Origin of the sequence: Corynebacterium atrinae, assembly GCF_030408455.1 — a bacterium.
Lineage (GTDB): Bacteria > Actinomycetota > Actinomycetes > Mycobacteriales > Mycobacteriaceae > Corynebacterium > Corynebacterium atrinae.
The window spans coordinates 663,420-689,173 of record NZ_CP046977.1; the positions used below are offsets into that span (position 1 = coordinate 663,420).

At 63.4% G+C, this 25,754-nt stretch carries 24 protein-coding genes and 1 tRNA gene; 12 read left to right on the forward strand and 13 right to left on the reverse strand.

What is annotated here, in order from left to right; genetic code table 11:
• Nucleotides 1-11: 11 nt before the first annotated feature.
• Complete coding sequence (locus CATRI_RS03360; RefSeq protein ID WP_435384181.1) at nt 12-806, reverse strand: glutaminyl-peptide cyclotransferase; 795 nt, start codon at nt 804-806, stop codon at nt 12-14.
• Nucleotides 807-835: 29 nt separating this feature from the next.
• Here CATRI_RS03360 and CATRI_RS03365 point away from each other — a divergent pair, with 29 nt between their 5' ends.
• Nucleotides 836-1,519 carry a DUF3027 domain-containing protein gene (locus CATRI_RS03365; RefSeq protein ID WP_290219739.1) on the forward strand — a complete coding sequence of 228 codons (684 nt, stop codon included), beginning with the start codon at nt 836-838 and terminating at the stop codon, nt 1,517-1,519.
• A 7-nt stretch (nt 1,520-1,526) separates the two neighbouring features.
• On the opposite strand, the gene CATRI_RS03370 is transcribed toward CATRI_RS03365, so the two are convergent.
• Nucleotides 1,527-2,231: an aminotransferase class IV gene (locus CATRI_RS03370; protein WP_290219741.1), complete on the reverse strand. Its 705-nt coding sequence runs from the start codon at nt 2,229-2,231 to the stop codon at nt 1,527-1,529.
• A 134-nt stretch (nt 2,232-2,365) separates the two neighbouring features.
• Here CATRI_RS03370 and CATRI_RS03375 point away from each other — a divergent pair, with 134 nt between their 5' ends.
• Both CATRI_RS03375 and CATRI_RS03380 read left to right on the forward strand, forming a co-directional pair.
• Nucleotides 2,366-3,829: an NCS2 family permease gene (locus CATRI_RS03375; RefSeq protein WP_290219743.1), complete on the forward strand. Its 1,464-nt coding sequence runs from the start codon at nt 2,366-2,368 to the stop codon at nt 3,827-3,829.
• Nucleotides 3,830-3,832: 3 nt separating this feature from the next.
• On the forward strand, nt 3,833-4,651 hold the full coding sequence (locus CATRI_RS03380; protein WP_290219744.1) for a TrmH family RNA methyltransferase: 819 nt from the start codon (nt 3,833-3,835) through the stop codon (nt 4,649-4,651).
• A 9-nt stretch (nt 4,652-4,660) separates the two neighbouring features.
• Here the strand turns inward: CATRI_RS03380 and CATRI_RS03385 are convergent, their stop codons facing one another.
• The 3 genes from CATRI_RS03385 to serC all read right to left on the reverse strand — a co-directional run bounded on the left by CATRI_RS03385 (nt 4,661) and on the right by serC (nt 7,600).
• On the reverse strand, nt 4,661-5,485 hold the full coding sequence (locus tag CATRI_RS03385) for a DUF6928 family protein (protein WP_290219746.1): 825 nt from the start codon (nt 5,483-5,485) through the stop codon (nt 4,661-4,663).
• Between the two features lie 2 nt (nt 5,486-5,487).
• Entirely contained in the window at nt 5,488-6,369 is an 882-nt protein-coding gene (gene sepH / locus CATRI_RS03390) for a septation protein SepH (protein WP_290219748.1), read from the reverse strand.
• Between the two features lie 100 nt (nt 6,370-6,469).
• The gene (serC, locus tag CATRI_RS03395) at nt 6,470-7,600 is read right to left on the reverse strand and encodes a phosphoserine transaminase (protein ID WP_290219750.1); all 1,131 of its coding nucleotides are present in this window, start codon (nt 7,598-7,600) and stop codon (nt 6,470-6,472) included.
• Between the two features lie 510 nt (nt 7,601-8,110).
• Between serC and CATRI_RS03400 the strand changes: the two genes are divergently transcribed.
• Both CATRI_RS03400 and CATRI_RS03405 read left to right on the forward strand, forming a co-directional pair.
• Entirely contained in the window at nt 8,111-9,403 is a 1,293-nt protein-coding gene (locus tag CATRI_RS03400; protein ID WP_290219751.1) for a citrate synthase, read from the forward strand.
• Between the two features lie 102 nt (nt 9,404-9,505).
• The gene (locus CATRI_RS03405; RefSeq protein WP_290219753.1) at nt 9,506-9,865 is read left to right on the forward strand and encodes an FKBP-type peptidyl-prolyl cis-trans isomerase; all 360 of its coding nucleotides are present in this window, start codon (nt 9,506-9,508) and stop codon (nt 9,863-9,865) included.
• Here the strand turns inward: CATRI_RS03405 and CATRI_RS03410 are convergent, their stop codons facing one another.
• Complete coding sequence (locus tag CATRI_RS03410) at nt 9,866-11,050, reverse strand: NAD(P)-dependent malic enzyme (RefSeq protein WP_290219755.1); 1,185 nt, start codon at nt 11,048-11,050, stop codon at nt 9,866-9,868.
• A gap of 73 nt (nt 11,051-11,123) precedes the next feature.
• Between CATRI_RS03410 and CATRI_RS03415 the strand changes: the two genes are divergently transcribed.
• From CATRI_RS03415 to CATRI_RS03430, 4 genes are all read left to right on the forward strand, one after another.
• Complete coding sequence (locus CATRI_RS03415) at nt 11,124-11,993, forward strand: aldo/keto reductase (RefSeq protein WP_290219757.1); 870 nt, start codon at nt 11,124-11,126, stop codon at nt 11,991-11,993.
• Between the two features lie 450 nt (nt 11,994-12,443).
• On the forward strand, nt 12,444-12,725 hold the full coding sequence (locus CATRI_RS03420) for a DUF485 domain-containing protein (RefSeq protein WP_290220932.1): 282 nt from the start codon (nt 12,444-12,446) through the stop codon (nt 12,723-12,725).
• A 3-nt stretch (nt 12,726-12,728) separates the two neighbouring features.
• On the forward strand, nt 12,729-14,375 hold the full coding sequence (locus tag CATRI_RS03425; RefSeq protein WP_290219759.1) for a monocarboxylic acid transporter: 1,647 nt from the start codon (nt 12,729-12,731) through the stop codon (nt 14,373-14,375).
• Between the two features lie 73 nt (nt 14,376-14,448).
• Entirely contained in the window at nt 14,449-15,261 is an 813-nt protein-coding gene (locus CATRI_RS03430; protein ID WP_290219760.1) for a hypothetical protein, read from the forward strand.
• A 3-nt stretch (nt 15,262-15,264) separates the two neighbouring features.
• Here the strand turns inward: CATRI_RS03430 and CATRI_RS03435 are convergent, their stop codons facing one another.
• Nucleotides 15,265-16,107, reverse strand: a complete 843-nt coding sequence (locus tag CATRI_RS03435) for a DUF1906 domain-containing protein (RefSeq protein WP_290220934.1) — start codon at nt 16,105-16,107, stop codon at nt 15,265-15,267.
• 338 nt (nt 16,108-16,445) lie between these two features.
• Here CATRI_RS03435 and CATRI_RS03440 point away from each other — a divergent pair, with 338 nt between their 5' ends.
• Complete coding sequence (locus CATRI_RS03440) at nt 16,446-17,684, forward strand: IS256 family transposase (RefSeq protein WP_290218607.1); 1,239 nt, start codon at nt 16,446-16,448, stop codon at nt 17,682-17,684.
• Between the two features lie 53 nt (nt 17,685-17,737).
• Here CATRI_RS03440 and CATRI_RS03445 read toward each other — a convergent pair whose 3' ends face one another.
• Both CATRI_RS03445 and CATRI_RS03450 read right to left on the reverse strand, forming a co-directional pair.
• Nucleotides 17,738-17,866 (reverse strand): ClbS/DfsB family four-helix bundle protein, encoded by a 129-nt coding sequence (locus tag CATRI_RS03445; RefSeq protein WP_353959734.1) that lies wholly within the window; start codon nt 17,864-17,866, stop codon nt 17,738-17,740.
• A 238-nt stretch (nt 17,867-18,104) separates the two neighbouring features.
• Nucleotides 18,105-18,177: transfer RNA gene (locus tag CATRI_RS03450), tRNA-Arg, on the reverse strand.
• Between the two features lie 119 nt (nt 18,178-18,296).
• Here CATRI_RS03450 and CATRI_RS03455 point away from each other — a divergent pair.
• Complete coding sequence (locus CATRI_RS03455) at nt 18,297-18,575, forward strand: cg0963 family protein (protein WP_290219762.1); 279 nt, start codon at nt 18,297-18,299, stop codon at nt 18,573-18,575.
• Nucleotides 18,576-18,589: 14 nt separating this feature from the next.
• On the opposite strand, the gene CATRI_RS03460 is transcribed toward CATRI_RS03455, so the two are convergent.
• Genes CATRI_RS03460 through CATRI_RS03475 form a run of 4 tightly spaced genes read right to left on the reverse strand, consistent with a single transcriptional unit; the run spans nt 18,590 to nt 20,983 of the window.
• Nucleotides 18,590-18,850 (reverse strand): mycoredoxin, encoded by a 261-nt coding sequence (locus CATRI_RS03460; RefSeq protein WP_290219764.1) that lies wholly within the window; start codon nt 18,848-18,850, stop codon nt 18,590-18,592.
• A complete protein-coding gene (locus tag CATRI_RS03465) occupies nt 18,847-19,383 on the reverse strand; it encodes a dihydrofolate reductase (RefSeq protein ID WP_290219766.1) in 537 nt (178 codons plus the stop codon). Before CATRI_RS03465 ends, CATRI_RS03460 begins: the two co-directional genes overlap by 4 nt.
• Nucleotides 19,383-20,192, reverse strand: coding sequence for a thymidylate synthase (locus tag CATRI_RS03470; protein WP_290219767.1), 810 nt, complete (start codon nt 20,190-20,192; stop codon nt 19,383-19,385). Before CATRI_RS03470 ends, CATRI_RS03465 begins: the two co-directional genes overlap by 1 nt.
• Before the next feature lie 32 nt (nt 20,193-20,224).
• A complete protein-coding gene (locus CATRI_RS03475) occupies nt 20,225-20,983 on the reverse strand; it encodes a 3'(2'),5'-bisphosphate nucleotidase CysQ (protein WP_290219769.1) in 759 nt (252 codons plus the stop codon).
• A 34-nt stretch (nt 20,984-21,017) separates the two neighbouring features.
• Here CATRI_RS03475 and CATRI_RS03480 point away from each other — a divergent pair, with 34 nt between their 5' ends.
• Complete coding sequence (locus CATRI_RS03480) at nt 21,018-25,595, forward strand: ATP-dependent helicase (protein ID WP_290220936.1); 4,578 nt, start codon at nt 21,018-21,020, stop codon at nt 25,593-25,595.
• Nucleotides 25,596-25,754: the final 159 nt, after the last annotated feature.

Consider the following 25,754-nt stretch of genomic DNA (forward strand, 5'->3'; position numbering starts at 1 on the left):
GGGTCCCCATCCTACCGTTGGGGAACGAACTCAACCTCATACAGGTCGGGCCAGTGCTTGCCGCTGAGCAGGAAGCGATCGGTGCCGGGGATGTGCGCAATCCCGTTGAGGACATTGTTGGGATCGGGGTTGGAATTGTTGGGAAGCCCTGAGGCGTCGATGGTGCCGGTGACCTGGCCGGTGGCGGCGTCGATACGCAAGATGTCGGTGCTGAGGAAGACGTTGGCGTAGACGTTGCCATCGACGCATTCGAGTTCGTTGAGGTCGATGACTTCTTGGTCTTCACGGTTTACCACGGTGCGGGAGCGTTCCTCGAAGGTTACGGGGTCAAGGTGGCGCAACTCGTCCGTGCCGTCGGACATGATGAGTTCGTCCGCGAAGGAGCACAGCCCCCAGCCTTCACCGGGGTAGTCAACGCGGTCCAATTCCGCCAGCGTTTGCGCATCGCGCTTGATGGCGATCCCGTTGAGCCAAGTCAATTGCCAAATGACGTCGCCGTGACGGGTGATGCCCTCCCCGAAGAACCGCGGCTCCAGGTCCACCGACGCCAGTTCCTGGCCAGACAAGTCGCGGCGATAGAGGCGGGACTTGTCCCATTGGCCGGTACCGACGAGCAGAGTGCCGTCCTCTTCCATCTCCAACCCTTGGGTGAAGCTCAACACGTCAAATGGGTAGGAGGTGATGATGTTGGCCTCCAACGGTTCGACGGCCAGGCCCGCCTTCTCCTTGGGGGCCGCGCAGGCGCTCAAGGCGAGAGCGGGAACCACGGCTAAAGCGAAGGCTGAGGCGGCGACTCGGAGGCTCATGACCAACATTCTGCCCCAGATGGCCCATAATGAGTGGCGTGTCCCCTAGCAATCGTCGCCGGAAAAACAGCCCGCTTCTCGACGCCCAGGCCGTCGACCTCGCCCGCACCGCACTGGAGGAGCTCGGGGACGGCGGGGTAGGCGACCACATCGGGGTCCAGGTTCTGGGGCGCAATGTGGCAAATCACCGCTTCGCGGCGGATGTCCCCGGCTACAGCGGCTGGGAGTGGAACGCGGTCCTGGCCTGTGCCTCGGGCTCACGGCACGTCACTATCAACGAGCTGGCGCTCGTGCCCGCACCGAGCGGGGACGCGCTGCAGGCTCCCGAATGGGTGCCGTGGGCCGATCGGATTCGCCCTGGCGACCTAGGCCCCGGCGATCTCATGCCGCCGGAACCTGATGATTCGCGCCTCGACGACGAGGGAAAGCTCTCCGATCAGGGCCTGCGGGACGCGCTGCAGCGCTGGCGCACCGGCGAATATGGCCCGACCAGTGAGTTCGCCGAAAAAGCCACCCTCGACTGCGGCACCTGTGCCTTCTTTGTCCCCGTCGGCGATGTCATTGGCTCCAATTTCGGGGCTTGTGTCAATGAATACTCGGCCGACGGCCACCTGGTGCATGCCAAGTACGGCTGCGGTGCCCACTCGCGCACTCCCGCCGACTCGCTTGTCGACGCCCCCGATGCCTACGACGACGAAGGCATCATCTTCTAGTCGTCTTCTAGACGTTTTCCGCCTTTGCCCACATCCGCTCGTTGATCTCGCGGTGGGTGGGAGCCCCTCCCCGTGGTTGACCGGTGATCTGCGGCGGAAGAGTGGAACCGTATTCCATCCAACCGGTGACGTTGCGGACACCTTCCAGCGAGCTCATCAACCACGTCTCCTTGGTGCGGAGCTGATGCATGGGCAGACCGGAGGGATGCTCGACGATGTCGACCCCGGCGTCGATAAGCATGCCTAAGGTGGCGTCCAGCGTGATGGACTGCGCGGCGCGGGGGTGCGCGGAAACGTGGGCGGTACCCCCGCTGAGGTAGAGGACGCTGGAGAAGATGCCGGAGATGATGTTGCCGCGTTCGTCGACAAGCAATCCAGCACCGGCGCCTCGATTACGCACCCGCTGCAGCTTGTTCATCTGCCACCCAAAGTCCGGACCCTTGCGCGTCGGGCGACGGCGCTCATCCCGAATGCCCTCGGCATCGACCACCACATCATCCGGCGGCATCACCGCGGGCCGCAGGTCAACGGACACTGTGGAGCCCACTACCTCGATGTGGGGGCGGAAGACACCGGGGCCCGCGGAGCGCAACGTCGCCAACACTTCGTCCTCGGCGGAGGGGTGGAAAGTGGTCGCAGTGCGCAGCCGATGAAGGTGGGCACCTAGGTTGGCCACCCGACCATCACGCATGAGGAAAGTTGTGGCGTACACGTAGCTCAGCTCCTTGGGATATCGCTCATGAATCTAGGCGAAGTTGTGTGGAAACGCGATTGAGTCCAAAATTCAGTGGTTGGAATTGTCACCATTTGAGCCACAATTGAATTTCTGAACAGGGGAACCACACCATGACCGCTGGCGTGCAAACGGCCCGAAACAGCAGCGCCTTGGACCGCTATTTTCATATCTCGGAACGAGGCTCCACCGTCGGCACTGAGGTTCGCGCCGGCGTGGTCACCTTCTTCGCGATGGCCTACATCGTCATCCTCAACCCGCTGATCATCGGCACTGTCGAAGACGTGAACGGCAACACCCTGGGTATCCCGCAGGTCGCGGCCGCCACCGCCCTCACCGCCGGCGTGATGACGATCGCCTTCGGCCTCATCGCCCGCTACCCCTTCGGCATTGCCGCTGGCCTGGGCTTGAACACACTCGTTGCCGTCACCCTCGTCGCCAGCGAGGGCCTGACCTGGCCAGAAGCTATGGGCCTCGTCGTCATCGACGGCATCGTCATCGTGGTGCTGGCAATTTCTGGCTTCCGCACCGCCGTGTTCCGCGCCATCCCGCAGTCCATGAAGGCTGCCATGGGCGTGGGCATCGGCATGTTCATCGCCATGATCGGGCTTGTCGACGCCGGCTTCGTCCGCCGCATCCCCGACGCCGCCGGCACCACCGTCCCCGTCGGCCTGGGCATCGACGGTTCCGTCGCCTCGTGGCCGACCCTCACCTTCGTCCTCGGCCTCATCATCTGCGGCTTCATGGTCGTCCGCCGCGTGCGCGGTGGCCTTTTCCTCGGCATCGTCGCCACGACCGTCATCGCCATGATCGTCGAAGCCGTCACCCACTCGGGCGCCTCCTTCGAAGACGGCCAGCCCAACCCCACCGGCTGGTCGCTGGCCGTGCCCATGATCCCTGACACCTTCGGAGGTCTGCCGGACCTCTCCCTCGTCGGCGCTGTCGACCTGATCGGCGCCTTCACCCGCATCGGTGTGCTGGCCGCGTCGCTGCTGGTGTTCACCCTCGTCCTGGCCAACTTCTTCGACGCCATGGGCACCATGACCGCGTTGGGTAAGCAGGGCAACCTCGTCGGTGACGACGGCGTGCTGCCCGACATGAAGCGGGCCCTGGTCGTCGAGGGCTTCGGCGCTATCGTCGGCGGCGGCACCTCCACCTCTTCGGCCACTGTTTACGCCGATTCTTCCGCAGGTATCGCCGACGGCGCCCGCACCGGCTTGGCCAACATTGTCACCGGCGTGCTGTTCCTCTTGGCCATGTTCCTCACCCCGCTCTACGAGGTCGTCCCGATCGAGGCCGCCGCACCCGTGCTCGTCATCGTCGGCGCCATGATGATCGCCCAGATCACCGACATCGACTGGTCGAAGTTCCACATCGCCCTCCCGGCCTTCCTCACCATCGTCATCATGCCGTTTACCTACTCCATCGCCAACGGCATCGGCGTCGGCTTCATTGCCTTCTCCGTCATGGCCGTGGCCGCAGGTAAAGCCAAGGACGTCCACTGGATCATGTGGCTCGTCTCCGCCCTCTTCGTTCTCTTCTTCGGCATGGACCCGATCCTGCAGGCCATCAACTAACCCATGCGCATTCGTATTGACGACCCTGCCGACCCCCGGCTGGATGACGTCCGCGACCTAAAGAAGTCCGACGGACCCTCCCGCCGACTCGTCATCGCCGAGGGCCCCCTCGTGGTCGGCCGACTATTGGAATCCCGCTTCCCGGTCCGCAGCATCGTCGGCTACGCCCGCAAGCTCGACACCTTCCTCGAATCCCACGATGTGGACGACGCCATCCCCATCTACGAGGTCACCCGCGACATGCTCACCGAGGTGGCAGGCTTCGACATGCACCGCGGCCTCCTCGCTGCAGCCGACCGCGCCCCGGAGCCCTCCGTGGAGTCCATCCTCGCCTCCGCCTCGACCATCGTCGTCCTCGAGGGAGTGGGCGACCACGAGAACATTGGTTCGCTCTTCCGCAACGCCGCCGGAATGGGCGCGGACGCCATGCTCTTTGGCAATGGCTGCGCCGACCCGCTCTACCGTCGGGTCGTTCGCGTCTCCATGGGTCACGTCCTGCGCACCCCCTACGCGCACCTGGAAGGCACCTACACGACGTGGCAACGGTCCCTGTCGCAACTACGCGACGCCGGCTTCCACCTCGTCTCACTCACCCCAGATCCCAACGCCGCCCACCTCGCTGATGCGCTTGTCGACGCCGCAGGGAATCCCCACCCCAAAGTCGCCCTGCTCGTCGGCTCCGAGGGCCCGGGCCTGACAGAACACGCGATGCGTGCCACGGACGTCCGCGCCCGAATCCCCATGGCACCGGGCACCGACTCCCTCAACCTGGCCACTTCGGCGGCGATCGCCTTCTACGAACGCGATCGCAGCCTGCGCTAGCGGGCAGACCTAGCCGCGGTCGGTATGCCGCAGTTTGTCGCTCAGGTAGGCGCGGGCGTTGCGCCACCGTCGGGTCAGCGATCCGCGGAAGCTCTGGACAGCCTCCGCTGAAGAATCCGCGAAACGAACGAACGCGTCTGACTCTTCCTTGTGTTCCTCGTAGTCGTCATAGTCGCCATCCACCGGCCCTAGCTCCGGGGCCTGCCTGACACGGCCCTGGGGGGCATCATTGAACTTCGGTTCGGGGCGGCCGTCCACGGCGTAAGCCACGACTTGGATATCGGGTCCCTCGGGGGAGACATCGACACCAATCCACTGCCGCTGGGCCTCTTCTACCAAGTCGCTGGGCTCGAAAGGGAGGGAGATCCCGCCGATTGATTCGGCGCGTTCGCCGGCCCAGAAGGGCGACTCAAAGGGCTCAGGCAGGCCGACGTCCTCGTAGGTGCGGGTGCGCGTCGCACACAGGGAGCGTTTGAGCACTCCGCCGCGCCAATGGGCGAATCCGCCGTAGCCGCGGGCGCCGCTCGCGAAAGCATAAACCTCGGCGGCGGGCACGGAATCGAGCAGGCGTGAGCTGATCTCGGAGAGCTGGGGGACGTCTTGGATGACCGTCTGCACGATGGTGAGGCCGGGGAATCCGGCGACGTAGAACTCGCCAGTCGAGGCGGGCGCGGAGCGGTTGAGGGGGAATTGGCCGATGGGCACGATCGGCCACGCGGGGTTAAGTTGCGCGAGGTACTTGCGGCCGTAGCCGCGGTCGGCCTTGGGCTCCGCCTCGATGACCGTGGCTGGCTCGGCGGCCGTGACGAACCAGAGGGTAACAACGGATTCCATTGCTACCCGCGTGGGCGCTTCGTATTCGTCCGCACGCCGAGGAGGACGTCTTCCCAATGCGGGGTCACTGCTTTACGACGTCGCTTCGTCGACGCCGCGGGCTTATCCTCCGGGTCCGGGTGGCGCAGAAACTCCTCACCTTCGGCGACTCCGTCGCCTTCGAAGTCGAGGTCGTCGGGCTCTTCTTCGTAGCGGTTGCCCCGCCCGACGGAGGTCAAGGTGCGCACGGGCTGGACGAAATCGGGGTCGGTGAGGTCCGCGGCGATGGCGTTGCGGGCTTCAGCCGTCGATGCGGAAGAGGCGTGGTTGTTGACGGTCCATTCGGCTTCGTTGTCCGATAGCCCCGCCGTCCAGCTCACGCGCACGACCCACTTGCCGGTGGGCTCGCGGTAGGCATCCCACGTGCTGTCGGCGACGGATTGACCACGGGCGGCGAACGCCGTGGCGAGGACTTCCCACAGGGTCAGCTTGGCCGGGCCGTCTTCGCGGATAGGGTGGGCCTGTTTAGCCAGCTCCGCCATGCGTTGGCGCTCCAGGATGACGGGGTGGGCGAAAGGCTCGACGCGGGACTCGGCAACGCCCATCTCCTCGGCGAGGTCGGCGATGCTGGCGCCGCTGCGGATGCGCCCCTGGATGTCTCGCGGGCGCATGGTCAGGGGAGTGGTGAGCAGTGGGTCCGGCGCGGGAATGGAACGTTCAACCTCGACGACGGCTTCCTCGGGCTCCGGCTCTGCCGGAGTTTCTACGGCGGGAGGGGCCAAGAGGGAGGTGCGGGCGGCGTCGTCAAGCGAATCGACCGCAACGAAGAACTGTTCGCCATCCTCGGCGCGCAGCACCAAGGAGGTATCGGTTGAATCTTCATTGACGAGGAACAGCTCGCGCATGAGTTCTCCTTCGGGCCAGCGGGACTGATGCGTCTACCCTAACGCAGACATGCGCCGAACCGTGGCAGGTCCGGCGCATGTTGATGCGGGTCAACGGGGCTTATACCCGGGCGACACCCGAATTAAGGGCGTGATCGATGGCCTTGGTCAGCGTCTCGACGTCCGCAGAGTCGATTGCCGGGAACATACCGATACGCAGCTGGTTTCGGCCCAGCTTGCGATAGGGTTCGACATCAAGGATGCCGTTGGCGCGCAACACCTTGGCGACGACCGCGGCATCCACCGAATCATCAAAGTCAATGGTGCCCACCACCAGTGAACGCTTCGCCGGGTCGGAGACATAAGGGGTCGTCTCCTCGCGGGCTTCGGCCCAGTTGTACAGGGCATTCGAGGAAGCGGTGGTGCGGGCGACCATGCCGTCGAGGCCACCGTTGTCGTTCATCCAGGTGACCTGGTTCTCCAGCATCAGCAGCGTGCCCACCGCCGGGGTGTTGTAAGTCTGATTCTTCCGCGAGTTTTCCACGGCAGTCTGCAGATCCAGGAATGCGGGGATGAAACGGCCACTGGCGCTGATGGCAGCGATGCGCTCGATTGCCGCCGGAGACATGGCTGCCAACCAGATGCCGCCGTCGGAGGCGAAGCACTTCTGCGGGGAGAAGTAGTAGACATCCGTCTGGGAGATATCGACGGGCAGGCCACCGGCACCGGAGGTGGCATCGATGACAACGAGGGAGCCTTCGGAGCCAGCGGGGCGGACGACCGGGACCATCGCGCCCGTCGAGGTCTCGTTGTGTGCCCAGCCGAGGACATCAGCGCCCTCGATGGCCTGCGGGCTGGGGGCATCACCGGCTGGGGCCTCGATCACCGTGGGCTCTGCGAGCCACGGGGCCTGCTTGGCGGCCTTTGCAAACTTGGAGGAAAACTCGCCATAGGACAGGTGCCCGGACTTGTTCTCGATGAGCCCAAAAGTGGCGGCATCCCAGAAGGCGGTGGCACCACCCAGGGAAAGAATGATCTCGTAGCCCTCCGGCAGGGAGAAGAGGTCGGACAGGCCGTCCCGGATCGAACCAACGACATTCTTGACGGCAGGCTGCCGGTGAGAGGTGCCGATGATGTTCTCGGCGCCGTCGACGATGGCCTGGATCTGAGCAGGGCGGACCTTGGACGGCCCGCAGCCGAAGCGGCCGTCATTGGGGATGAGGTCGGCGGGCAGGGTGGGGAACTCACTCATGAGGAAGTTGTCCCTTTCATCGCTTGGGGAGGGGGAGGGTGCTGGACCGACCATTACTCTAGCCGCTATTTGCTCAACTCCAAGGCCTAAATCCGCAACTGGTGGGAACGCGGATGATGGGGGTAATTTCCAGGGGGCGGGGGTACCACAACGTGGCAAAGTCAACGGGTGTGACCTGTAAAGAAGAATCATGTTGCCCCCATCACATAATTTGCTAAACTGTGCCCTGATCCACCTATAGCGGGGCGGGCGGCTCCTTTCGGAGGAGCTGAAATGCCTCGTGGTGGGAGCGCAACATTAAAGTGTCGTCATCTTCACTTCCCGGCCCCTCGCCGTGGGGGGATAGGGAGCTAAAATGCGGCACGCTCAACGTGAAAGCGTCACCTAAGCTGAAAATGACTCACCGTCATGATGGGACTACGGTGGGCATCACACCTCCATATGGTCCCCATCGGCGGTTGAACCCTCGACGCGGGGCAAGGTCGACTAGAGAAGTCTGAAAGGTACACAGTGGCTACTGACAACAATGACAAGGCCGTACTCCACTACCCGGGCGGCGAGTTCGAAATGGACATCATCAAAGCCACAGAAGGCAATGATGGTGTTGTCCTGGGGAAGATGCTGGCTGATACCGGTCTGGTGACCTTCGACCCAGGCTACGTCTCCACCGGCTCTTGCGAATCTGAGATCACCTACATCGATGGTGAAAATGGCGTCCTGCGCCACCGTGGATACGACATTGCTGATTTGGCGGAGAACGCCACCTTCAACGAGGTGTCCTACCTGCTGATCAACGGTGAGCTGCCGACCGTCGAGGAGCTGCACAAGTTCAACGACGACATCCGCCACCACACCCTGCTCGACGAAGACTTCAAGTCGCAGTTCAACGTCTTCCCGCGTAACGCGCACCCGATGTCCGTACTGGCGTCCTCCGTCAACATCTTGTCCACCTACTACCAGGACGAGCTTGACCCGCTGAACGAAGAGCACCTGGACAAGGCCACCGTCCGCCTCATGGCGAAGGTGCCCATGCTGGCCGCTTACGCCTACCGGGCTTCCAAGGGTGCTCCGTACATGTACCCGGACAACTCCCTCAACGCCCGCGAGAACTTCCTCCGCATGATGTTCGGTTACCCGACCGAGCCCTATGAGGTTGATCCCATCATGGTCAAGGCTCTGGACAAGCTCCTCATTCTGCACGCCGACCACGAGCAGAACTGCTCCACCTCCACTGTCCGCATGATTGGTTCGGCGCATGCCAACATGTTCGTTTCCATCGCCGGCGGTATCAACGCCCTTTCCGGCCCGCTGCACGGTGGTGCCAACCAGGCCGTCCTCGAAATGCTCGAGGAGATTGATGCCAACGGTGGCGACGCAACAGACTTCATGAACCGCGTGAAGAACAAGGAGAAGGGTGTCCGCCTCATGGGCTTCGGACACCGCGTCTACCGCAACTACGATCCGCGCGCGGCCATCGTCAAGGACACCGCATACGAGATCCTCGATCACCTCGGCGGCGACCACCTGCTTGACCTGGCGATGAAGCTGGAGGAGATCGCACTCAACGACGAGTACTTCATCTCCCGCAAGCTCTACCCGAACGTGGACTTCTACACCGGCCTCATCTACCGCGCCATGGGCTTCCCGACGGACTTCTTCACCGTCCTCTTCGCCATCGGCCGCCTGCCGGGCTGGATTGCTCACTACCGCGAGCAGCTGAAGACCTCCACGAAGATCAACCGCCCGCGCCAGATCTACACCGGCCAGAACCTGCGCACTCTCACCCCCCGTGAAGAGCGCTAAAAGGCGCTAAGCAGCGCCTAACTCAGCCGGGCACATCGGGACCTCTTTATAATGGGGTCCGTTGTGCCCGGCTCGACTATTTCTAAAGGAGACAATTTCCACATGGAAAAGCCACAGATTGACACCCAGTCCGGACCTGCCCCTGAAGAACTCGTGGCCGTTGATCTCATCGTCGGTGACGGCGACGAGGCCCAGCCAGGTGGCCTGGTTAAGGTCCACTACGTCGGCGTCGACTTCGAATCCGGCCAGGAGTTTGACTCTTCCTGGGACCGCGGCGAGGCTATTGAGTTTCCCCTCAACGGCCTGATTGCCGGTTGGCAAGAGGGTATCCCCGGCATGAAGGTGGGTGGGCGTCGCCAGCTCACCATCCCGCCGGAGCTGGCCTATGGCCCCGCAGGTGGCGGGCACCCGCTCTCCGGCCGCACCCTGGTGTTCGTGATTGACCTGCTCAGCGTCGGTTAATTATTGAGCGTTTTCCCATGCAGCGGCGACCGCCTTGCTCACGGCAGGGGCGACGCGGGCATCGAGAGGTGAGGGGACAATGTACTCCACATCGAGATGCTCCTCGGCGACCTTGGCGATAGCGCGGGACGCCGCTAATTTCATGGCCGGGGTGATCTTGGTGGCCCCAGCCTGCAGTGCGCCGTGGAAGATGCCGGGGAACGCAAGGACGTTATTGATCTGATTGGGGAAGTCCGAGCGTCCGGTGGCAACAACGGCGCCGTAGCGGTGCGCCAGTTCCGGATCGATCTCCGGGTCGGGGTTGGCCAAGGAGAAGAGGATCGGCTCGGGCGCCATGCCCTTGAGCGCCTCTTCTGACACGTGGCCGCGCGAAAGCCCGATGAAGCAGTCGGCGCCGGCGAGTGCGTCGGCGACGGATCCTTCCACCGCTCGGGGGTTGGTGGTGGCGGCGAGCTCTCGCTTGATGTCGTTGAGGTCCTCACGCCCGGCGTGGACGGTGCCGCGCGAGTCGAGCATGATGATGTCGGATACGCCGGCGTCGAGAAGCATTTTTGCGCATGCGACTCCGGCAGCCCCCGCGCCGGAGATGACTACCTTGAGGTCCTGCATGGTGCGGCCCAGCAGCGTGCAGGCATTGCCGAGCGCTGCGGTGATGACGACAGCGGTGCCGTGCTGGTCGTCGTGCATGACGGGGATGTCGAGAGCCTCGACGAGGCGACGTTCCACCTCAAAACAACGCGGCGCGGAGATGTCTTCGAGGTTGATCGCGCCGAAGGAAGGGGCGATGGCCTTGATGGTGGTGACCAGGGCGTCGGTATCAGTTTCATCGAGGACGATCGGGAAGGCATTGAGGCCGGCGAAGCGGTCGAAAAGCTGGGCTTTACCCTCCATGACGGGCAGGGCGGCCTGGGGTCCGATGTCGCCGAGTCCGAGCACGGCCGTGCCATCCGAAATGATTGCGACGGTGTGCCCCACGCCGGTGTAGCGGTGTGCGAGCTTGGGGTTTTCGGCAATTGCCGTGCAGACTTGAGCCACACCCGGGGTGTAAGAGATGGACAGATCGCGTTGGGTCTTTAAGGGGCGGGCGGTGTGGATGGAAAGCTTGCCGCCCTCGTGCGCGGCGAAAATCTCGTGGTCTGAGAGTTCGGAAATATGATGGGCGTGGGGACTACGCGGGTCAGTCATATGGACCATCCTAAGGTGTGATGGGGGTCCGATCGGGCACACATGGACAGTAATAAAGGGCACAATGGGCAATATGACGACGAATAGTCCCGTGAAAGTGCCCAGCGTCACCCTCAATGATGGAACCGAAATGCCTCAGCTTGGGCTGGGGACGTGGAACCTGACGGGGGAGGACGGCGCACGCATCGTCCGCGAGGCCATCGCAATGGGCTATCGCCATATTGATACAGCTTCGATTTATCACAACGAAGAAGAGGTTGGCCAGGCGATCCGAGAAGCCATCGCCGCCGGTGATGTTACCCGCGAGGAGCTGTTTGTCACCTCCAAGCTGTGGAACGACGACCAGGGCGAGGACCGTGTGCCCGCCGCCTTCCAGGAGTCGCTGCACCGGCTCGGCCTGGAATACCTCGACCTCTACTTGGTGCACTGGCCGGCCCCGTCGCTGGGGAAGTACCTGGAAAGCTACGAGGCCATCGCCCGCCTCCAGGGCCTCGGAGTCATCCAGTCCATCGGAGTGTCGAACTTCTACGAAGAAGTTCTCCACGAGCTTATCGACGCCACCGGGACCGCCCCAGCCGTCAATCAGGTAGAGCTGCATCCCGGCTTTTCCCAAGCTCCGCTGCGTCAGGTCCACGAAGAGCTGGGAATCCTCACCGAGGCCTGGTCGCCGCTCGGCCGTGGTGCCGTGCTGGCGGATCCGGTCCTGGACGCCGTGGCCCGGGACGTGGGGAAGACGACAGCTCAGGTGGCCTTGCGCTGGGAGATGCAACTGGGCTGCTCCGCTATTCCGAAGTCCACCAACCTCCAGCGGTTGGAGAAGATTCTCGAGGTCACGGACTTCTCGCTGAATTCCGCCCAGATGGATGCTATTAGCGATTTGGACCATGCCGAGGGCTTTGGGCGGATTTTCGACGATCCCCGCTCTTATCCGAGCGAAGACTAGTTGACCAGCCTGGCACCGCGCTGACCTGCATTTAGTTCAATGGTTGGCTAAGTGAGTTAAGCGAGGTGCTAGGCATTGGCAAGGCTTGCTAATATCGGCAATCTAGCTAACGGATGCTTTGCAAAATTAGCTATTGCCGATGTCTGTATTTTTGGGGGTAGAAGCCGCCCCGTCGAATGTCCAGCTTAGGGGAGTGCTCGGGGGTGGGGAGTGGGTCTAATCGGTAAAAGATTTCTGTTTCGCTTCGTCGTTGCATTGTGGGGCAGGTAACTTCAATTTGCAGCACGCGGTGTGATCACTGGCACAGGACGTACGTCCCGTGGCAGAGGCCACCACAAGATTGACCCCCAGAATTCTCTGGGGCCAAGTGAAAGAGAGATCAACGTGAGTGCAACTCCAGTGGTCCGCCCGGATGGACGGCGCGAGCCGACCTCCCAGGACTTCATCGACATGCAAAACAGCGAGCAGTTTAAAAAGCTGCGGAGGACCTACCGGTCCTTCACCTTCCCCATGTCTGTGGCCTTCTTCGTTTGGTTCATCCTCTACGTTCTCGTGGCTACCTTCGCTGCGGACTGGATGGGCACCGAGATCGGCGGCGGCTTTAACATCGGCATCGTCTTCGGACTCCTGCAGTTCGTGACCACCTTCGTGATCACCTGGGTCTACGTGCGGTACGCCAACAAGAACATCGAGCCGCAAGCGGCCGCCATTCGCGAAGCAATGGAGGGTTAGAACATGACCACTGCATACCTTGCTCAGGAATCTTCCAGCACCGGCAACCCGATCCTCAATATTGCGGTCTTCGTTGTCTTCATCGTTGTCACCATGGCCGTGGTCATGCGCGCCGGCAAGTCCACCAAGGAAGCAGCCGACTTCTACACCGGTGGCGCATCCTTCACCGGCACCCAGAACGGCCTCGCCATCGCAGGTGACTACCTGTCTGCTGCGTCCTTCCTCGGTATCGTCGGCTCCATCGCCATTACCGGTTACGACGGCTTCCTTTACTCCATTGGCTTCTTCGTCGCATGGCTGGTCGCCCTGCTGCTCGTCGCCGAGCCGCTGCGTAACGTCGGCCGCTTCACCATGGCTGACGTCCTCTCCTTCCGACTGCGCCAGAAGCCGGTCCGTGTGGCCGCCGCCGTGGGTACCCTCGCGGTCTCTCTCTTCTACCTCATCGCCCAGATGGCCGGCGCCGGCTCGCTCGTCTCCGTGCTCCTCGACCTTCATGGCACCACGGAGCAGGCCATCGTCGTTGCTATCGTCGGCGTGATCATGATCGCTTACGTCCTCATCGGCGGCATGAAGGGCACCACCTACGTCCAGATGATCAAGGCTGTCCTGCTCGTCGGCGGCGTCGCAATTATGACCATCCTGGTCTTCGTCTCCATCCGCGGCGGCTTCTCCACGCTGTTCCATGATGCAGTCGCGATGCACGCTGACTCCGCACAGCTTCAAAAGGTTGGCTACGAGGCCACCGACATCATGAAGCCGGGCCTGAAGTACGGCGGCACCTTCATCAAGCAGCTGGACTTCATCTCCTTGGGCCTCGCCCTGGTGCTGGGTACCGCTGGTCTGCCTCACGTCCTCATGCGCTTCTACACGGTCCCGACCGCCCGTGAAGCACGTAAGTCCGTTACCTGGGCCATCGTCCTCATCGGTGCTTTCTACCTCATGACCCTGGTCCTCGGCTACGGCGCTGCCGCACTCGTCGGCCCGGACCGCATCCTCGCTGCTCCAGGTGGCGCGAATGCCGCAGCACCGCTGCTGGCGCTCGAACTCGGTGGCAGCATCTTCATGGCCCTGATTTCCGCAGTCGCCTTCGCCACGGTCCTTGCGGTCGTCGCTGGCCTTGCCATCACGGCCTCGGCCTCCGTCGCCCACGATGTTTACGACGCCGTCTTCCGCGATGGTCAGTCCTCCGAGGCAGAGCAGGTCCGCGTCTCTCGCATCACTGTTGTGGTCCTCGGTGTCATCTCCATCATCCTGGGCATCCTGGCCATGTCGCAGAACGTCGCCTTCCTGGTGTCCCTCGCCTTCGCCGTGGCCGCCTCTGCGAACCTGCCGACCATCCTGTACTCGCTGTACTGGAAGCGCTTCAACACCGTCGGTGCTGTCGCCTCCATGTACACCGGTACCTTCAGCGCCCTGATCCTCATCTTCCTGTCCCCGGCCGTCTCTGGCGCACCGTCCGCGATGTTCCCGAACAGCGACTGGTCGATCTTCCCGCTGACCAGCCCGGGCATCGTGTCCATCCCGCTGGCCTTCCTGGTGGGTTACCTGGCTACCGTGTTCAGCAAGCCGGACAACCTCGATCACCTTGCTTCCGAAATGGAAGTCCGCTCCCTCACCGGAGTTGGTGTGGAGGCCCCGGTCGACCACTAGGTTGATCCTCTCCGCATAGAAAAGTGCCACCGTCGCGATAGCAATCGCGACGGTGGCACTATTATTTGTAGATGTGTCTTCAACTAAAGGTCGCTTGACGACGATCGTCCTCGCCATCGTCGTCATCATGGCACTCATTGCGGTGCCCGTTGTCTTCCTCTTCGGCCGCACCGGCGGGGAGAGCGAGTTAGACGCTGGAGGCGGGGAAGGCGGGAGCGTCGTCAAGCTCTTTGACTCAGCGGCCCCGATGGGGCCGGACACTGGGGTCTTCGACGACTACGCGATGGGCTCGCAGGTGAGCTTCTACCGGCTTTCCGACGGCCATCGCACCGGCACCGCCACCGAGCGGTTCGCGCGTCCAGCGCTGAGCCTGAGCAAGCTCTACATCGCGGACTACGTCCTCGAGCGCGGCTCCCTCGCCGAACAATACGAGGCGATCGAGATGATCAGCTCCTCCGACGACCGGTCCGCAGACGACTTGTATGAAAAATACCCGACGTCGATCACCGCGGTGGCCAGAAAGTATGGGCTCACTTCCACCCGGGCCGACGAACAGTGGGGCTATTCGGTGACGTCAACCTACGACGTTGTGAGCTTCATTGCCCAGCTCATGCAGAAGAATCCGACCCATCCCATCCTCGTCGCTATGGCGGAAGCCAGCCCCGTGGCTGCTGACGGCTACGGGCAGGACTTTGGCACCTCCACGCTGCCTGGGGTCATTGGAACTAAGTGGGGCTGGTCGGACGCGGGTGACCTTCATTCTTCGGTGTCCTTCGGGGAGAACTTCATCGTCGCCGCAGCCGTAACGGGAACGTCAAACGACCTCACCGATCTCGTCGAATTTCAACTATCCGACGAGATCAATGAGGCCGCAAGGGTGAGGTAGCGCCTAGCTGGACAGGCCCTGCACCGTCTTCACAATCTGGTTGATCTGGTTCTGATCAATGTTCGGCAGACCCGGGATGCTCGGAATTCCCGGGCTCGACGCTGCGGGGGCGGACGGAGCCTGACCCGGCATCCACTGGCCCCAGTCGTGGGCATAGACATTGTTGATATCCACCGTGAGGTTGCCGATCTTGCGCTGCTGCGACCCCGGCAACTGGTGGATCGTGGTGCGCGGGTGGATCTTGCCGCCGGAACCCCAATCGTGCATCCAGTAGAAGGTGCCGATGTTGTCCCGCGACGCCCACTCAACGACGTTGTAGTTGCCGTAGACGCCCGTCTGCAGGCCCGCAGCACTCAGTGCCAGCTGGAACGCCTGCAGGTACGGGCGGATCTGGCGGTTGTACTGATCCCACGTCGGATTGTCATCGATAGCGACGTAGATCGGACGGCCATTGGGGCCACCCGCCGCGCGATGCAGCGCGATAGCCTGCGGGGCATGCACGGCGGCCCCGGCAGCGCCCTGGAGCCAGTCAGCGGTATTAGCGCGGCCGAACTGGTACACGGAGGCAGTGGAGAGGCCGTTCGCGGCGAAATCACGCGTCTCATTGAGCATGACCGGCTTGCCGACCATCCACTGTGCGTCCGGACGACGCTGCGACACGTAGCGCACGGCGCCGAGGTGACCGGCCGCCTTCACGGACGCGCCCGAGGGCACACCTGCGGCGTAATCGATGACGGTGCCCAGGATGGGTCCTAGGGCATGGGCTTGGGGGACGCTGGCGCCCACGGTTCCTACGGCGGCGGCAACAGCGGCGGTACGTAGGAAGGTGCGGCGGCTAACAGACACATTCTTCACAATGGCCACAGTAGCAACATCTGCCTCAATGGGCTAGGGGGAGGTGCTGGTGTGAAAAGGGTGATTTGACTTCACCCATTAATCGAGTGCTGGCAATCGGCTGCTCGATTAATGGGTCATCTCGAATTGCCCTTTTGGCATCCTCGATCATTCTGACCGAGGTGAAGGAGCTCAGAGGGTGCGGAGCCAGGCACGGATACGGCGGCGCGGGTTACGTCCTTTAGCGTGGTGTATCTGTAACTGCCGGTGACGACCCCCAGAGAAAATGTGGGCGACCACCGCAGTACCTTTCGAATCAACTCTTACCTCTCCTCGAAAGGGAACCCACGATGGCCGCTGGCCCCCATTCTATCGACCCGACCACCTACCTCGACGATCTACTCTCCCAGGCCTCGCCGGACCTGATGCGCGAGATGCTCCAAAGCTTCATCAACCAGATTCTGTCGACCCAGGCCGACCAGGTCTGCGGCGCCGATTACGCCACCACCAGTGATGCTCGCGTCAACGTCCGCAATGGCTACCGCCACCGCGACCTCGACACCCGCGTCGGCACCGTGGATGTCGCCGTGCCGAAGCTGCGCACCGGCTCATTCTTTCCGGACTGGCTGCTAGAACGACGCACCCGAGCCGAACGGGCCCTGACCACCGTCATCGCCACTTGCTACCTGAAGGGCGTGTCCACCCGCAGGATGAACGACCTGGTCGCCACCCTCGGGATATCCAACCTGTCGAAGTCGCAGGTATCCGAGATGGCCAAGGATCTTGACTCCATGGTGGAGGATTTCCGCACCCGGCCGCTGGATACCAGCCCGTATCTCTACGTCTCGTGTGACGCCCTAACCATGAAAGTCCGCGAAGGCGGACGGGTGGTCAAGACCTCCGTGCTGCTGGCCACCGGCGTCAACGCCGAAGGCTACCGGGAATTGCTGGGCATGCAGGTCGCCACATCCGAGTCAGTCGCCTCATGGACCGGCTTCTTCCGCGATCTCAAGGCCCGGGGCCTAGATGAGGTGTACCTGGTCACCAGTGATGCGCACGTGGGTATCCAGCACGCGATCGGCGAGGTCCTGCCGAATGCGTCGTGGCAGCGGTGCCGCACTCATTTTGCGAAGAACCTGTCCGGGCTGGTGTCGAAGACGCAGTGGCCGACATTATCGGCGATGTTCCACACGATCTTCCAGCAACCGGATGCAGCATCGGTGTGGGCCCAGACCCGCGAAGTCGTGACCTTCTGCGAGCAGAAGTTCCCGCACGTAGCCGACTACCTGGAGGAGTCCCTAGACGAGCTGTTGGCCTTCACCCACGCCCCGAAGAGCGTGTGGAAAAAAGTCTGGTCGAATAACCCCACCGAGCGGCTGAACCGGGAGATCCGCCGGCGTACCGACGTCGTCGGGATCTTCCCCAACCGGGACGCCGTGGTGCGTCTGGTGGGCGCGGTCCTGGCCGAGCAGCATGACGATTGGATACAGCAGAAGCGCTACATGTCGCTCACGGCACTGGAGCAGACGAAGGCCATGATGAGCGCCACCGTCATCGATGCCGGCGAATCCACTCAGGAGGTCGCATGAGTCGACACCACTACCGGGCTCGGGACGGCCCTTGCACCGTCATCCTGCCTGTTTTATCGAAAGGCAGAAACACCACTCCCGCGGACTTGACCGCGGCGCGCATCGGCATATGGAGAGGACGTGTTAAACGAGATCATGCGACCCATCGTCCATTTTCCGTACCAGGGCTGAGCATTTTGCACGCCGGCTCGGGTCTGGGGTCGCGATCAGGAAGTCGCGATGGCCAAAATTCTCTAGAATGTAAAACCCGATTCCCTGCGACCTGCGGAAACGGAAAGTAATACCATTCATTCTAGAGAATTTTGGCACCCGCCAGATCGCACCGCTCGAACGTGCCACATAAAGATGCGCCGGGAGCCCAACTAGTGGCTCCCGGCGCCCGTGGTTCTGAGTGGAACGATGTCTCGAGACATGAAAAAGCGCCCTAGAGAGGAATCGAACCTCCGACACCCGCTTTAGGAGAGCGGTGCTCTATCCACTGAGCTACTAGGGCTGGACGTGACTAGGTTAGCGCATATGGGGGAGGAGTCGGAAACTCATGGGGCGCCAACTAGTCTGTAGGGAGGACCTTAAAGCACCCCCACTACATTGATGTGAGAAAGGACCACAGCCGTGGCCCAGAACGAGCCCACCTTTACTGATGTCCAGCGCCGGGACATTGTCGTCGAAATTGTGACCAAGGACGGTGTGCCGGTGTTGTCGATCGAGAAGCAGGTGCCGGGTGGGTCGTCGAAACGCATTTTGTTGCTCAACAAGATTGACGCCAAGCAGCTGTCGAAGGTGCTGGATAATTACCTGAAGCAGGTGTATTCGCTGGAGCTGTCGGGTCTGAATTCGTCGTTGTCTCCGGCGGATATGGTGGAGCTTTTCGGCGAGGACGACGAGGACTAACGCCCCCAAAACTCCTAAGCGCTGAGTTCTTCCAGCTTGCGGCGCACTGCCGAGGCCTCGGGGTTGGTGGCGTGGGTGCCGTCGGAGTATTTGACGGTGGGGACGACGCGGTTGCCGTTGTTGACCGATTCGACCCAGGCGGCGGCATCGGTGTCGGCGTCGACGTCGATAAGCTCGTAGGGGGTTTCCGTCCGGTTAAGGCGGCTGATGAGGTTTCGGCAGTAGGGGCACCAGTCGGTGGCGTAGATGGTGACGTGCGCGGGGTTGGCGGTCATGCGGCTTCCTTTCGTTGGTAACGCAAGAAACGGTACCGCAAGGGGAGATCGCTGCGGTGACCGTCGAGGGTAAGCCGGCCTTTGTCGGAGATCAGCCAGTCGGTGTCGGAAACTAACCCGAAGCTGGCGGGGATGTCGGGGGCGAAAACGGCGCGGTCGCCGAGAGCATCTCCCAGGTGGGCACCTATGAGGGTGATTTCGAGGACGTCGACGTCGTCGATGGTCGCGGCGTAGACTTGTCCGCCGCCCATGACCCAGGATTCTTGGTCGGGATAGGTCAGGGAAGAAATGACGTGCCCGCCGGCTGACCACTGACCGGGTTCCCTGGAGCAGAGGATGTAGTTGTCGCGGCCCGGCAAGGGGCGAAAGGCTGGCGGCAGGCTCAGCCACGTGTGGCGGCCCATGATGACGGGATGGCCGGTGGTGACCTCGCGGAAGTGGGCTAAGTCTTCGGGCAGGTGCCAGGGCATGGACTGGCCGTCGCCTATGATCCCGTCGAGGGATTGCGCCCAGATGGCCCCGAGAAGTGACATTAAACGGACACCTTGGCTTTGATGGTCGGGTGCGGGTCGTAGCCTTCGACGACGATGTCATCGAAGGTGTAATCAAACAGCGAGGGGGCTTTCCGCAGCTTTAGCTGCGGGTAGGGGCGCGCATCGCGGGAGAGTTGCTCGCGGACCTGGGCCAGGTGGTCGTCGTAAATGTGGCAGTCGCCGCCGGTCCAGATGAGCTCGCCTACCTTGAGGCCGGCCTGCTGCGCGAACATGTGCGTGAGCAGGGCATAAGAGGCGATGTTGAAGGGAACGCCGAGGAACATGTCTGCGGAGCGCTGGTAAACCTGCATGGACAGAGTGCCGTCGACGACGTAAAGCTGGAAGAGCAGATGGCAGGGGAGAAGTGCCATCTTGTCTAGTTCGCTGACGTTCCACGCGGAGACGATGTTGCGGCGCGAATCGGGATCTGACTGGAGCAACTCCAAAGCCCCGGCGATCTGGTCGATGTGGGTGCCGTTGGGAGTCGGCCAGGAGCGCCACTGCACGCCATACACCGGGCCCAGCTCGCCGTCCTCGGAGGCCCATTCGTTCCAAATCCGGATGCTGTTGTCCTGCAGCCAGCTGATGTTGGATTCCCCGCGCAGGAACCACAGCAGTTCGCCAACGACGGAGTGCAGGTGCACCTTCTTAGTGGTGAGCAGGGGAAAGGACTCGGCGAGGTTGTAGCGTAGTTGCCTGCCGAACACACTGAGGGTGCCCGTGCCGGTGCGATCACCTTTCTGGGCACCCTGGTCCAAGATTTCCTGGAGGAGATCTTCGTAGGGCGTGTCAATGGCGGAGTCGGTCATGCGCTCCACCATACCGCTGGGATGAACAGGGACTAGTAGCGGCCGTTTTCAGCCAGGAAGTCCGCGGCAATGCCTAAGATTTCCTCCGCCATCTCCGGGCGGCAGATGAGCACGTCCGGGAGGAAGGTGTCCTTGTGGTTGTAGGTCAACTCCGAGCCGTCGAGGCGGGAGCAGTGCAGGCCAGCAGCCTTGGCCACACCCACCGGAGCAGCCGAATCCCACTCGTACTGGCCGCCGGCGTGGACGTAGGCGTCGTAATCACCGAGCAAGACGTGCATGGCCTTGGCACCGGCGGAGCCGATCGCCGCCGTCTGGAAGCCCAGCTTCTCTGCGATGTGCAGGGCGACTTTCGGGGGTCGGTTGTGGGAGATGGCGATCTTCTTGGCGTAGGGGCCTCCGACCGCGCGGGCCTCATCGGAGTGGAAGACCACGCCGAGGTCGGGCAGGCCGACGGCGGCGTGGGTGGGGATGCCGTTTTCCACGAGGGCGATGTGCACGGCCCAATCGGAGCGGCCGGTGGCGAATTCTTTGGTGCCGTCGAGCGGATCGATAATCCAGACGCGTTCCTTATCCAGGCGTTCAGGGTTATCGGCCGCTTCCTCGGAGAGGAAGCCGTCGTCGGGGCGGTGCTGCTCTAGGACGCGGGCAATCCAGTTCTGGGCGAGGTCATCGCCTGCATCACCGAGGTTGCGGCCGCGCAGCGCGCCGACGTTGCGGACTCCCTTGAGGATCTCACCCGTGCCTTGTGCGAGGAGGCGGGTGAGGCGGGCGTCGTCAAGCTGAGCTGTCATGCAACCGACATTACCGCGCGGGTTAAAGTTGGGCATGGCCAAGGACATCCTCCAGCGTTTCCGCCCCCAAGTGGCCACCTGGTTCACGGAGGTATTCGCTGCGCCCACCCCGGTGCAGGAGCGAGCATGGCAAGCCATCGCCGATGGCGACAATGCCCTGGTAGTGGCCCCAACTGGCTCAGGAAAGACGCTGGCGGCTTTTCTGTGGGCGCTAAATTCCCTAGTCGAAAGGCCCGGCCAAACAGCCCTCCCGGTGGCTGATCCGAAGGCCAGTCACGATGGTGTACGCGTGCTCTACATCTCACCGTTGAAGGCGCTGGGAGTGGATGTAGAGAACAATTTGCGCGCTCCGCTAACGGGAATCAGCCGCGTTGCTGATCGCCTCGGACTTGATCTGCCGGACATCTCCGTTGGTGTGCGTTCCGGTGATACCCCGGCGGCGGAGCGGGCGAGGCAGGTGCGCAAGCCGCCGGACATTCTCATCACTACGCCCGAATCGGCGTACCTCATGCTCACCTCCAAAGCAGCGGGCATCTTGAAGACGGTGGACACGGTCATCATCGATGAGATCCACGCGTTGGCGGGCACCAAGCGGGGCGTCCACCTCTCATTGACCTTGGAGCGCCTGGCCCGGCTGACGGGTGGGTTCCAGCGCATTGGGCTATCGGCCACCGTCCGGCCCCTGGAGACTGTCGCCAACTTCCTCGGCGGGGACCGGCCCGTGGAGATCATCGCTCCGCCAGCGGACAAGGAGTGGGAGCTCAACGTCCACGTCGGTGTCGAGGACATGTCGGACCTGCCGGTGCCCGAGATTGCATCGACGATCGGTGAGGCCACCATCGATGATCCGCTGGGGCTCAGCGGCGAGCCGGTGATCGGGCAGCAGCGTTCCATCTGGCCCTTCATCGAGCAGGACGTTTACGACGAGGTGATGGCGCACCGCTCCACGCTGGTCTTTGTCAACTCCCGTCGCTCCGCCGAGCGCCTGACCAGTCGGCTCAATGAGATCTACGCCGAGATCCACGATCCAGACTCGCTCTCCCCGGAGCTGCGGCGCCCGCCCGCTCAGATCATGGTTCCCTCGCTCCAGGCGGGGAAAGCGCCTCCGGTGATCGCCCGGGCCCACCACGGTTCGGTGTCCAAGGACGAGCGGGCCACCACGGAGCGCCTGCTCAAAGAGGGGGCGCTCAAAGCCGTGGTGTCCACCAGCTCCCTCGAGTTGGGCATCGACATGGGTGCGGTGGAGTTGGTCATTCAAGTGGAGTCACCGCCGAGTGTCGCCTCTGGCTTGCAGCGGGTGGGCCGCGCCGGGCACTCCGTCGGCGAGGTCAGCCACGGCTCTTTCTACCCCAAGCACCGTTCGGACCTGCTGCAATCGGCCGTCACGGTGCAGCGGATGCGCGCGGGCCTCATCGAGGAACTCCACGTGCCGAACTCTCCTTTGGACGTGCTGGCCCAGCAAACCATCGCGGCGGTCTCGGTTAGTGATTGGGATGTGGAGGAGTGGTACGCCATGGTGCGGCGGTCCTGGCCGTACCGCGACCTCTCTCGGGATGTGTTTGACGCGGTCATCGACCTGGTGAGCGGCGTCTACCCTTCGACGGACTTCGCGGAGCTGCGCCCCAAGGTCCATTTCGATCGCATCACCGGCCAGCTGCAGGCGCGCCCCGGGGCCCAGCGAGTCGCGGTGACCTCCGGTGGCACCATCCCTGATCGTGGCATGTTCGGCGTGTTCCTCCTCGGTGGGGAGGGTGCCCCGCGCCGGGTTGGGGAGCTGGATGAGGAGATGGTCTACGAGTCCCGGGTGGGCGACGTGTTCACCCTGGGGGCGTCGAGCTGGCGCATCGAGGACATCACCCGCGATCAGGTCCTGGTCAGCCCCGCGCCGGGTCACACCGGTCGGCTGCCTTTCTGGACGGGTGATGCCGCGGGCCGCCCCTTCGAATTAGGGGTGGCCCTGGGCCGGTTCCGCCGCGAGGTCCACACCGATCCTACGATCGCCGAGACTCGAGATCTCGACGTTCATGCCCGCAGCAACCTCCTCGCCTTCCTCGAAGAGCAACACGAGGCCACGGGCATTATCCCGGATGAGAAAACGCTGGTCTTGGAGCGGTTCAAGGATGAGTTGGGGGATTGGCGGGTCGTGCTGCACACCCCCTTCGGCCGCCCCGTCAATGCGGCGTGGGCGCTGGCTGTTGGCTCGCGCTTCGACATGGATGTTCAGGCCGTCGCCGGCGACGACGGCATTGTCCTGCGCCTGCCGGAGGGGGAGACCGAACCAGACGCGTCGATCTTTCTTATCGACGCCGAGGACATTGGCGACATCGTCTCCGATCAGGTGGGCAATTCGGCCCTGTTCGCCTCCCGTTTCCGGGAGTGCGCCGCCCGGGCGCTCCTCCTGCCGCGCCGCAATCCTGGCAAGCGGGCGCCGTTGTGGCAGCAGCGGCAGCGCGCCTCCCAGCTTCTCGACGTCGCCCGGAAATACCCCAGCTTCCCCATCATCTTGGAGACGGTCCGCGAGTGCCTCCAGGATGTCTATGACCTGCCCGCCTTGACGCAGGTGTGTGCCGATCTGGGGAGCCGGCGCATCCGCATTGCGGAGGTGACCACGGAGCAACCCAGTCCCTTCGCTTCATCGTTGCTGTTCAACTACACCGGCGCGTTTATGTACGAGGGAGATAGCCCCCTCGCCGAAAAGCGCGCTGCCGCCCTGGCGTTGGATCCGGGGTTGCTGGCTAAGTTGCTCGGCACGGTGGAGCTTCGTGAGTTGCTAGACCCGGAGATCATCGCCGAGGTGCATGCCCAGTTGCAGCGCACCGCGGCTGATCGGCGGGCGCGCAGCCCCGAAGAGTTCTATGACATCCTCCGCCTGCTCGGCCCCATCCCCGTCGAGACCGTGCCGGAAAAGATCACGTTCTCCTGGCCCGCGCCGCTCGACGATCGCGCCATGGAGGTCCGGATTGGGGGAGTGCCGCATGTCGCGCAGTCCCTCGACGCGCCGCTGCTTCGCGACGCCCTCGGGGTCCCCGTCCCTCCGGGCGTCGCCGCCCAGCAGGGCACCATCCTCGACGCGCTCGATCAGCTGGTCTCCCGCTGGGCCCGCACGCGCGGCCCGTTCGTCCTGCGGGATCTGGCTGAGGCCTTCGGCCTGGGGGCCAGCGCCGCCCACTCCGCCCTGCAGGCGTTGCTTGCCGACGGCCGCGTCATCGACGGTCGCTTCCGACAGGGCATCGACGAGCAGGAGTACTGCTCGGCGGACGTGCTGACGATCTTGCGGCGGCGTTCGCTCGCCGCCGCCCGCGCGGCTACCCAACCCGTATCGCAGACTGCCTTTGCACGCTTCTTGGCGGACTGGCAGCAGGTCGCTCCCGTGGGTAAACGTCCAGCCTTGCGAGGCGCCGATGGGGTGTACGCGGTCATCGAGCGGCTCGCCGGCGTTCGACTGCCCGCGAGCGCCTGGGAATCCTTAGTACTGCCGGGACGCGTGGGCGACTACCAGCCCAGCATGCTCGATGAGCTGACCGCGAATGGCGAGGTGGTCATCCAGGGGGCCGGTACCGCGGCCGCCCGGGACCCGTGGATTATGCTGCTGCCAACGGACATTGCGCCAGAAATCGTCGCCGACATCGAGCCGGAGGGCCTGACGTTCATCCAGGAACAGGTCATGGAGATCCTGCGCCGCGGCGGTGGTTTCCTCTTCAGTGGCCTGGCGGCGGAACTGACCGACCTAGTGACGGCGGAGCAATTGCGCGAAGCCCTGTGGGGACTGGTGGATGCCGGACTGGTGAGCCCGGATGGCTTTGGCCCCCTGCGGGCGCGGTTGGCGTCGACGGGAGGAACCACGGCTCATCGCGCCCGTCGTCGCCCCAACCGCACGCGTCGTCGACTGGGACCGCCCCTGGACATGGCTGGGCGGTGGGCGCTGAGCACCCGGGCGGATCACAATGCGACGACCCGCTCGGTGGCGCTGGGGGAGACGTGGCTGGACCGCTACGGGGTGGTCACGCGCGGCAGCATCGTCGCCGAAGATGTCCTGGGCGGGTTCGCGTTGGCCTACAAAGTGCTCAGCAGTTTTGAGGAGTCCGGCAAGGCGATGCGCGGCTATCTCGTCGAAGGACTGGGGGCGTCGCAGTTCTCCACCCCGGCGGTCATCGACCGGCTGCGTGGTTGCGATGATTCCACCGACATCGAAGGGTGGCCGTCGGGAACCACTGACCCCGATGTGTATGTCCTCGCCGCCGCAGATCCCGCCAACCCCTATGGTGCAGCGCTGCCGTGGCCGGAGACCGGACCGAGCCGGGCGGCGGGCGCGATGGTCGTCATCGCCGACGGCGTGCTGCTGGCCCACCTCACCCGGGGTGGGCGGACCCTCACCGTCTTCGACGAGCAGCACATCGGCATCATCGTCCACGCCCTGGCGCAGGCGACGGCTCAGCCATTGACGGTGGAAAAGCTCAATGGTGAACCGGTGTTCAGTTCGCCAATGCTGGAGGCATTGCGGGAGGCGGGGGCGTCGATAGGCCCGAAGGGGGCACGCATCGGGGGACGCAGTGCGGCCCCTCGCACCCCTGTTAGGGGGAGGACCATGACCCAAGCCCTGGACGATCTTTAATTCCCACCATGATGGGCACGGCTGCTCGGTGGTGGTGGCAAAGGTATGGGCATAATCGGCACCGGCACGGGGCGCGAGGCACACCCACAGCCGTCGCACTGGGATACACAATCGGGGGGTTGGTGGCGGCGGGAAACGCGCCCCGTGCAGCGGGAGTAG

Excerpts from the sequence above, each read along its gene's own strand:
- CATRI_RS03480 (WP_290220936.1), top strand. The coding sequence starts at position 21,018 with ATGGCCAAGGACATCCTCCAGCGTTTCCGCCCCCAAGTGGCCACCTGG.
- CATRI_RS03465 (WP_290219766.1), bottom strand. The coding sequence starts at position 19,383 with ATGTCACTTCTCGGGGCCATCTGGGCGCAATCCCTCGACGGGATCATA.
- serC (WP_290219750.1), bottom strand. The coding sequence starts at position 7,600 with ATGAGTGAGTTCCCCACCCTGCCCGCCGACCTCATCCCCAATGACGGC.
- CATRI_RS03375 (WP_290219743.1), top strand. The coding sequence starts at position 2,366 with ATGACCGCTGGCGTGCAAACGGCCCGAAACAGCAGCGCCTTGGACCGC.
- CATRI_RS03420 (WP_290220932.1), top strand. The coding sequence starts at position 12,444 with ATGCAAAACAGCGAGCAGTTTAAAAAGCTGCGGAGGACCTACCGGTCC.
- CATRI_RS03475 (WP_290219769.1), bottom strand. The coding sequence starts at position 20,983 with ATGACAGCTCAGCTTGACGACGCCCGCCTCACCCGCCTCCTCGCACAA.
- CATRI_RS03405 (WP_290219753.1), top strand. The coding sequence starts at position 9,506 with ATGGAAAAGCCACAGATTGACACCCAGTCCGGACCTGCCCCTGAAGAA.
- CATRI_RS03460 (WP_290219764.1), bottom strand. The coding sequence starts at position 18,850 with ATGACCGCCAACCCCGCGCACGTCACCATCTACGCCACCGACTGGTGC.
- CATRI_RS03360 (WP_435384181.1), bottom strand. The coding sequence starts at position 806 with ATGAGCCTCCGAGTCGCCGCCTCAGCCTTCGCTTTAGCCGTGGTTCCC.
- CATRI_RS03425 (WP_290219759.1), top strand. The coding sequence starts at position 12,729 with ATGACCACTGCATACCTTGCTCAGGAATCTTCCAGCACCGGCAACCCG.
- CATRI_RS03470 (WP_290219767.1), bottom strand. The coding sequence starts at position 20,192 with ATGACCGACTCCGCCATTGACACGCCCTACGAAGATCTCCTCCAGGAA.
- CATRI_RS03365 (WP_290219739.1), top strand. The coding sequence starts at position 836 with ATGAGTGGCGTGTCCCCTAGCAATCGTCGCCGGAAAAACAGCCCGCTT.
- sepH (WP_290219748.1), bottom strand. The coding sequence starts at position 6,369 with ATGCGCGAGCTGTTCCTCGTCAATGAAGATTCAACCGATACCTCCTTG.
- CATRI_RS03415 (WP_290219757.1), top strand. The coding sequence starts at position 11,124 with ATGACGACGAATAGTCCCGTGAAAGTGCCCAGCGTCACCCTCAATGAT.
- CATRI_RS03440 (WP_290218607.1), top strand. The coding sequence starts at position 16,446 with ATGGCCGCTGGCCCCCATTCTATCGACCCGACCACCTACCTCGACGAT.
- CATRI_RS03380 (WP_290219744.1), top strand. The coding sequence starts at position 3,833 with ATGCGCATTCGTATTGACGACCCTGCCGACCCCCGGCTGGATGACGTC.
- CATRI_RS03385 (WP_290219746.1), bottom strand. The coding sequence starts at position 5,485 with ATGGAATCCGTTGTTACCCTCTGGTTCGTCACGGCCGCCGAGCCAGCC.
- CATRI_RS03410 (WP_290219755.1), bottom strand. The coding sequence starts at position 11,050 with ATGACTGACCCGCGTAGTCCCCACGCCCATCATATTTCCGAACTCTCA.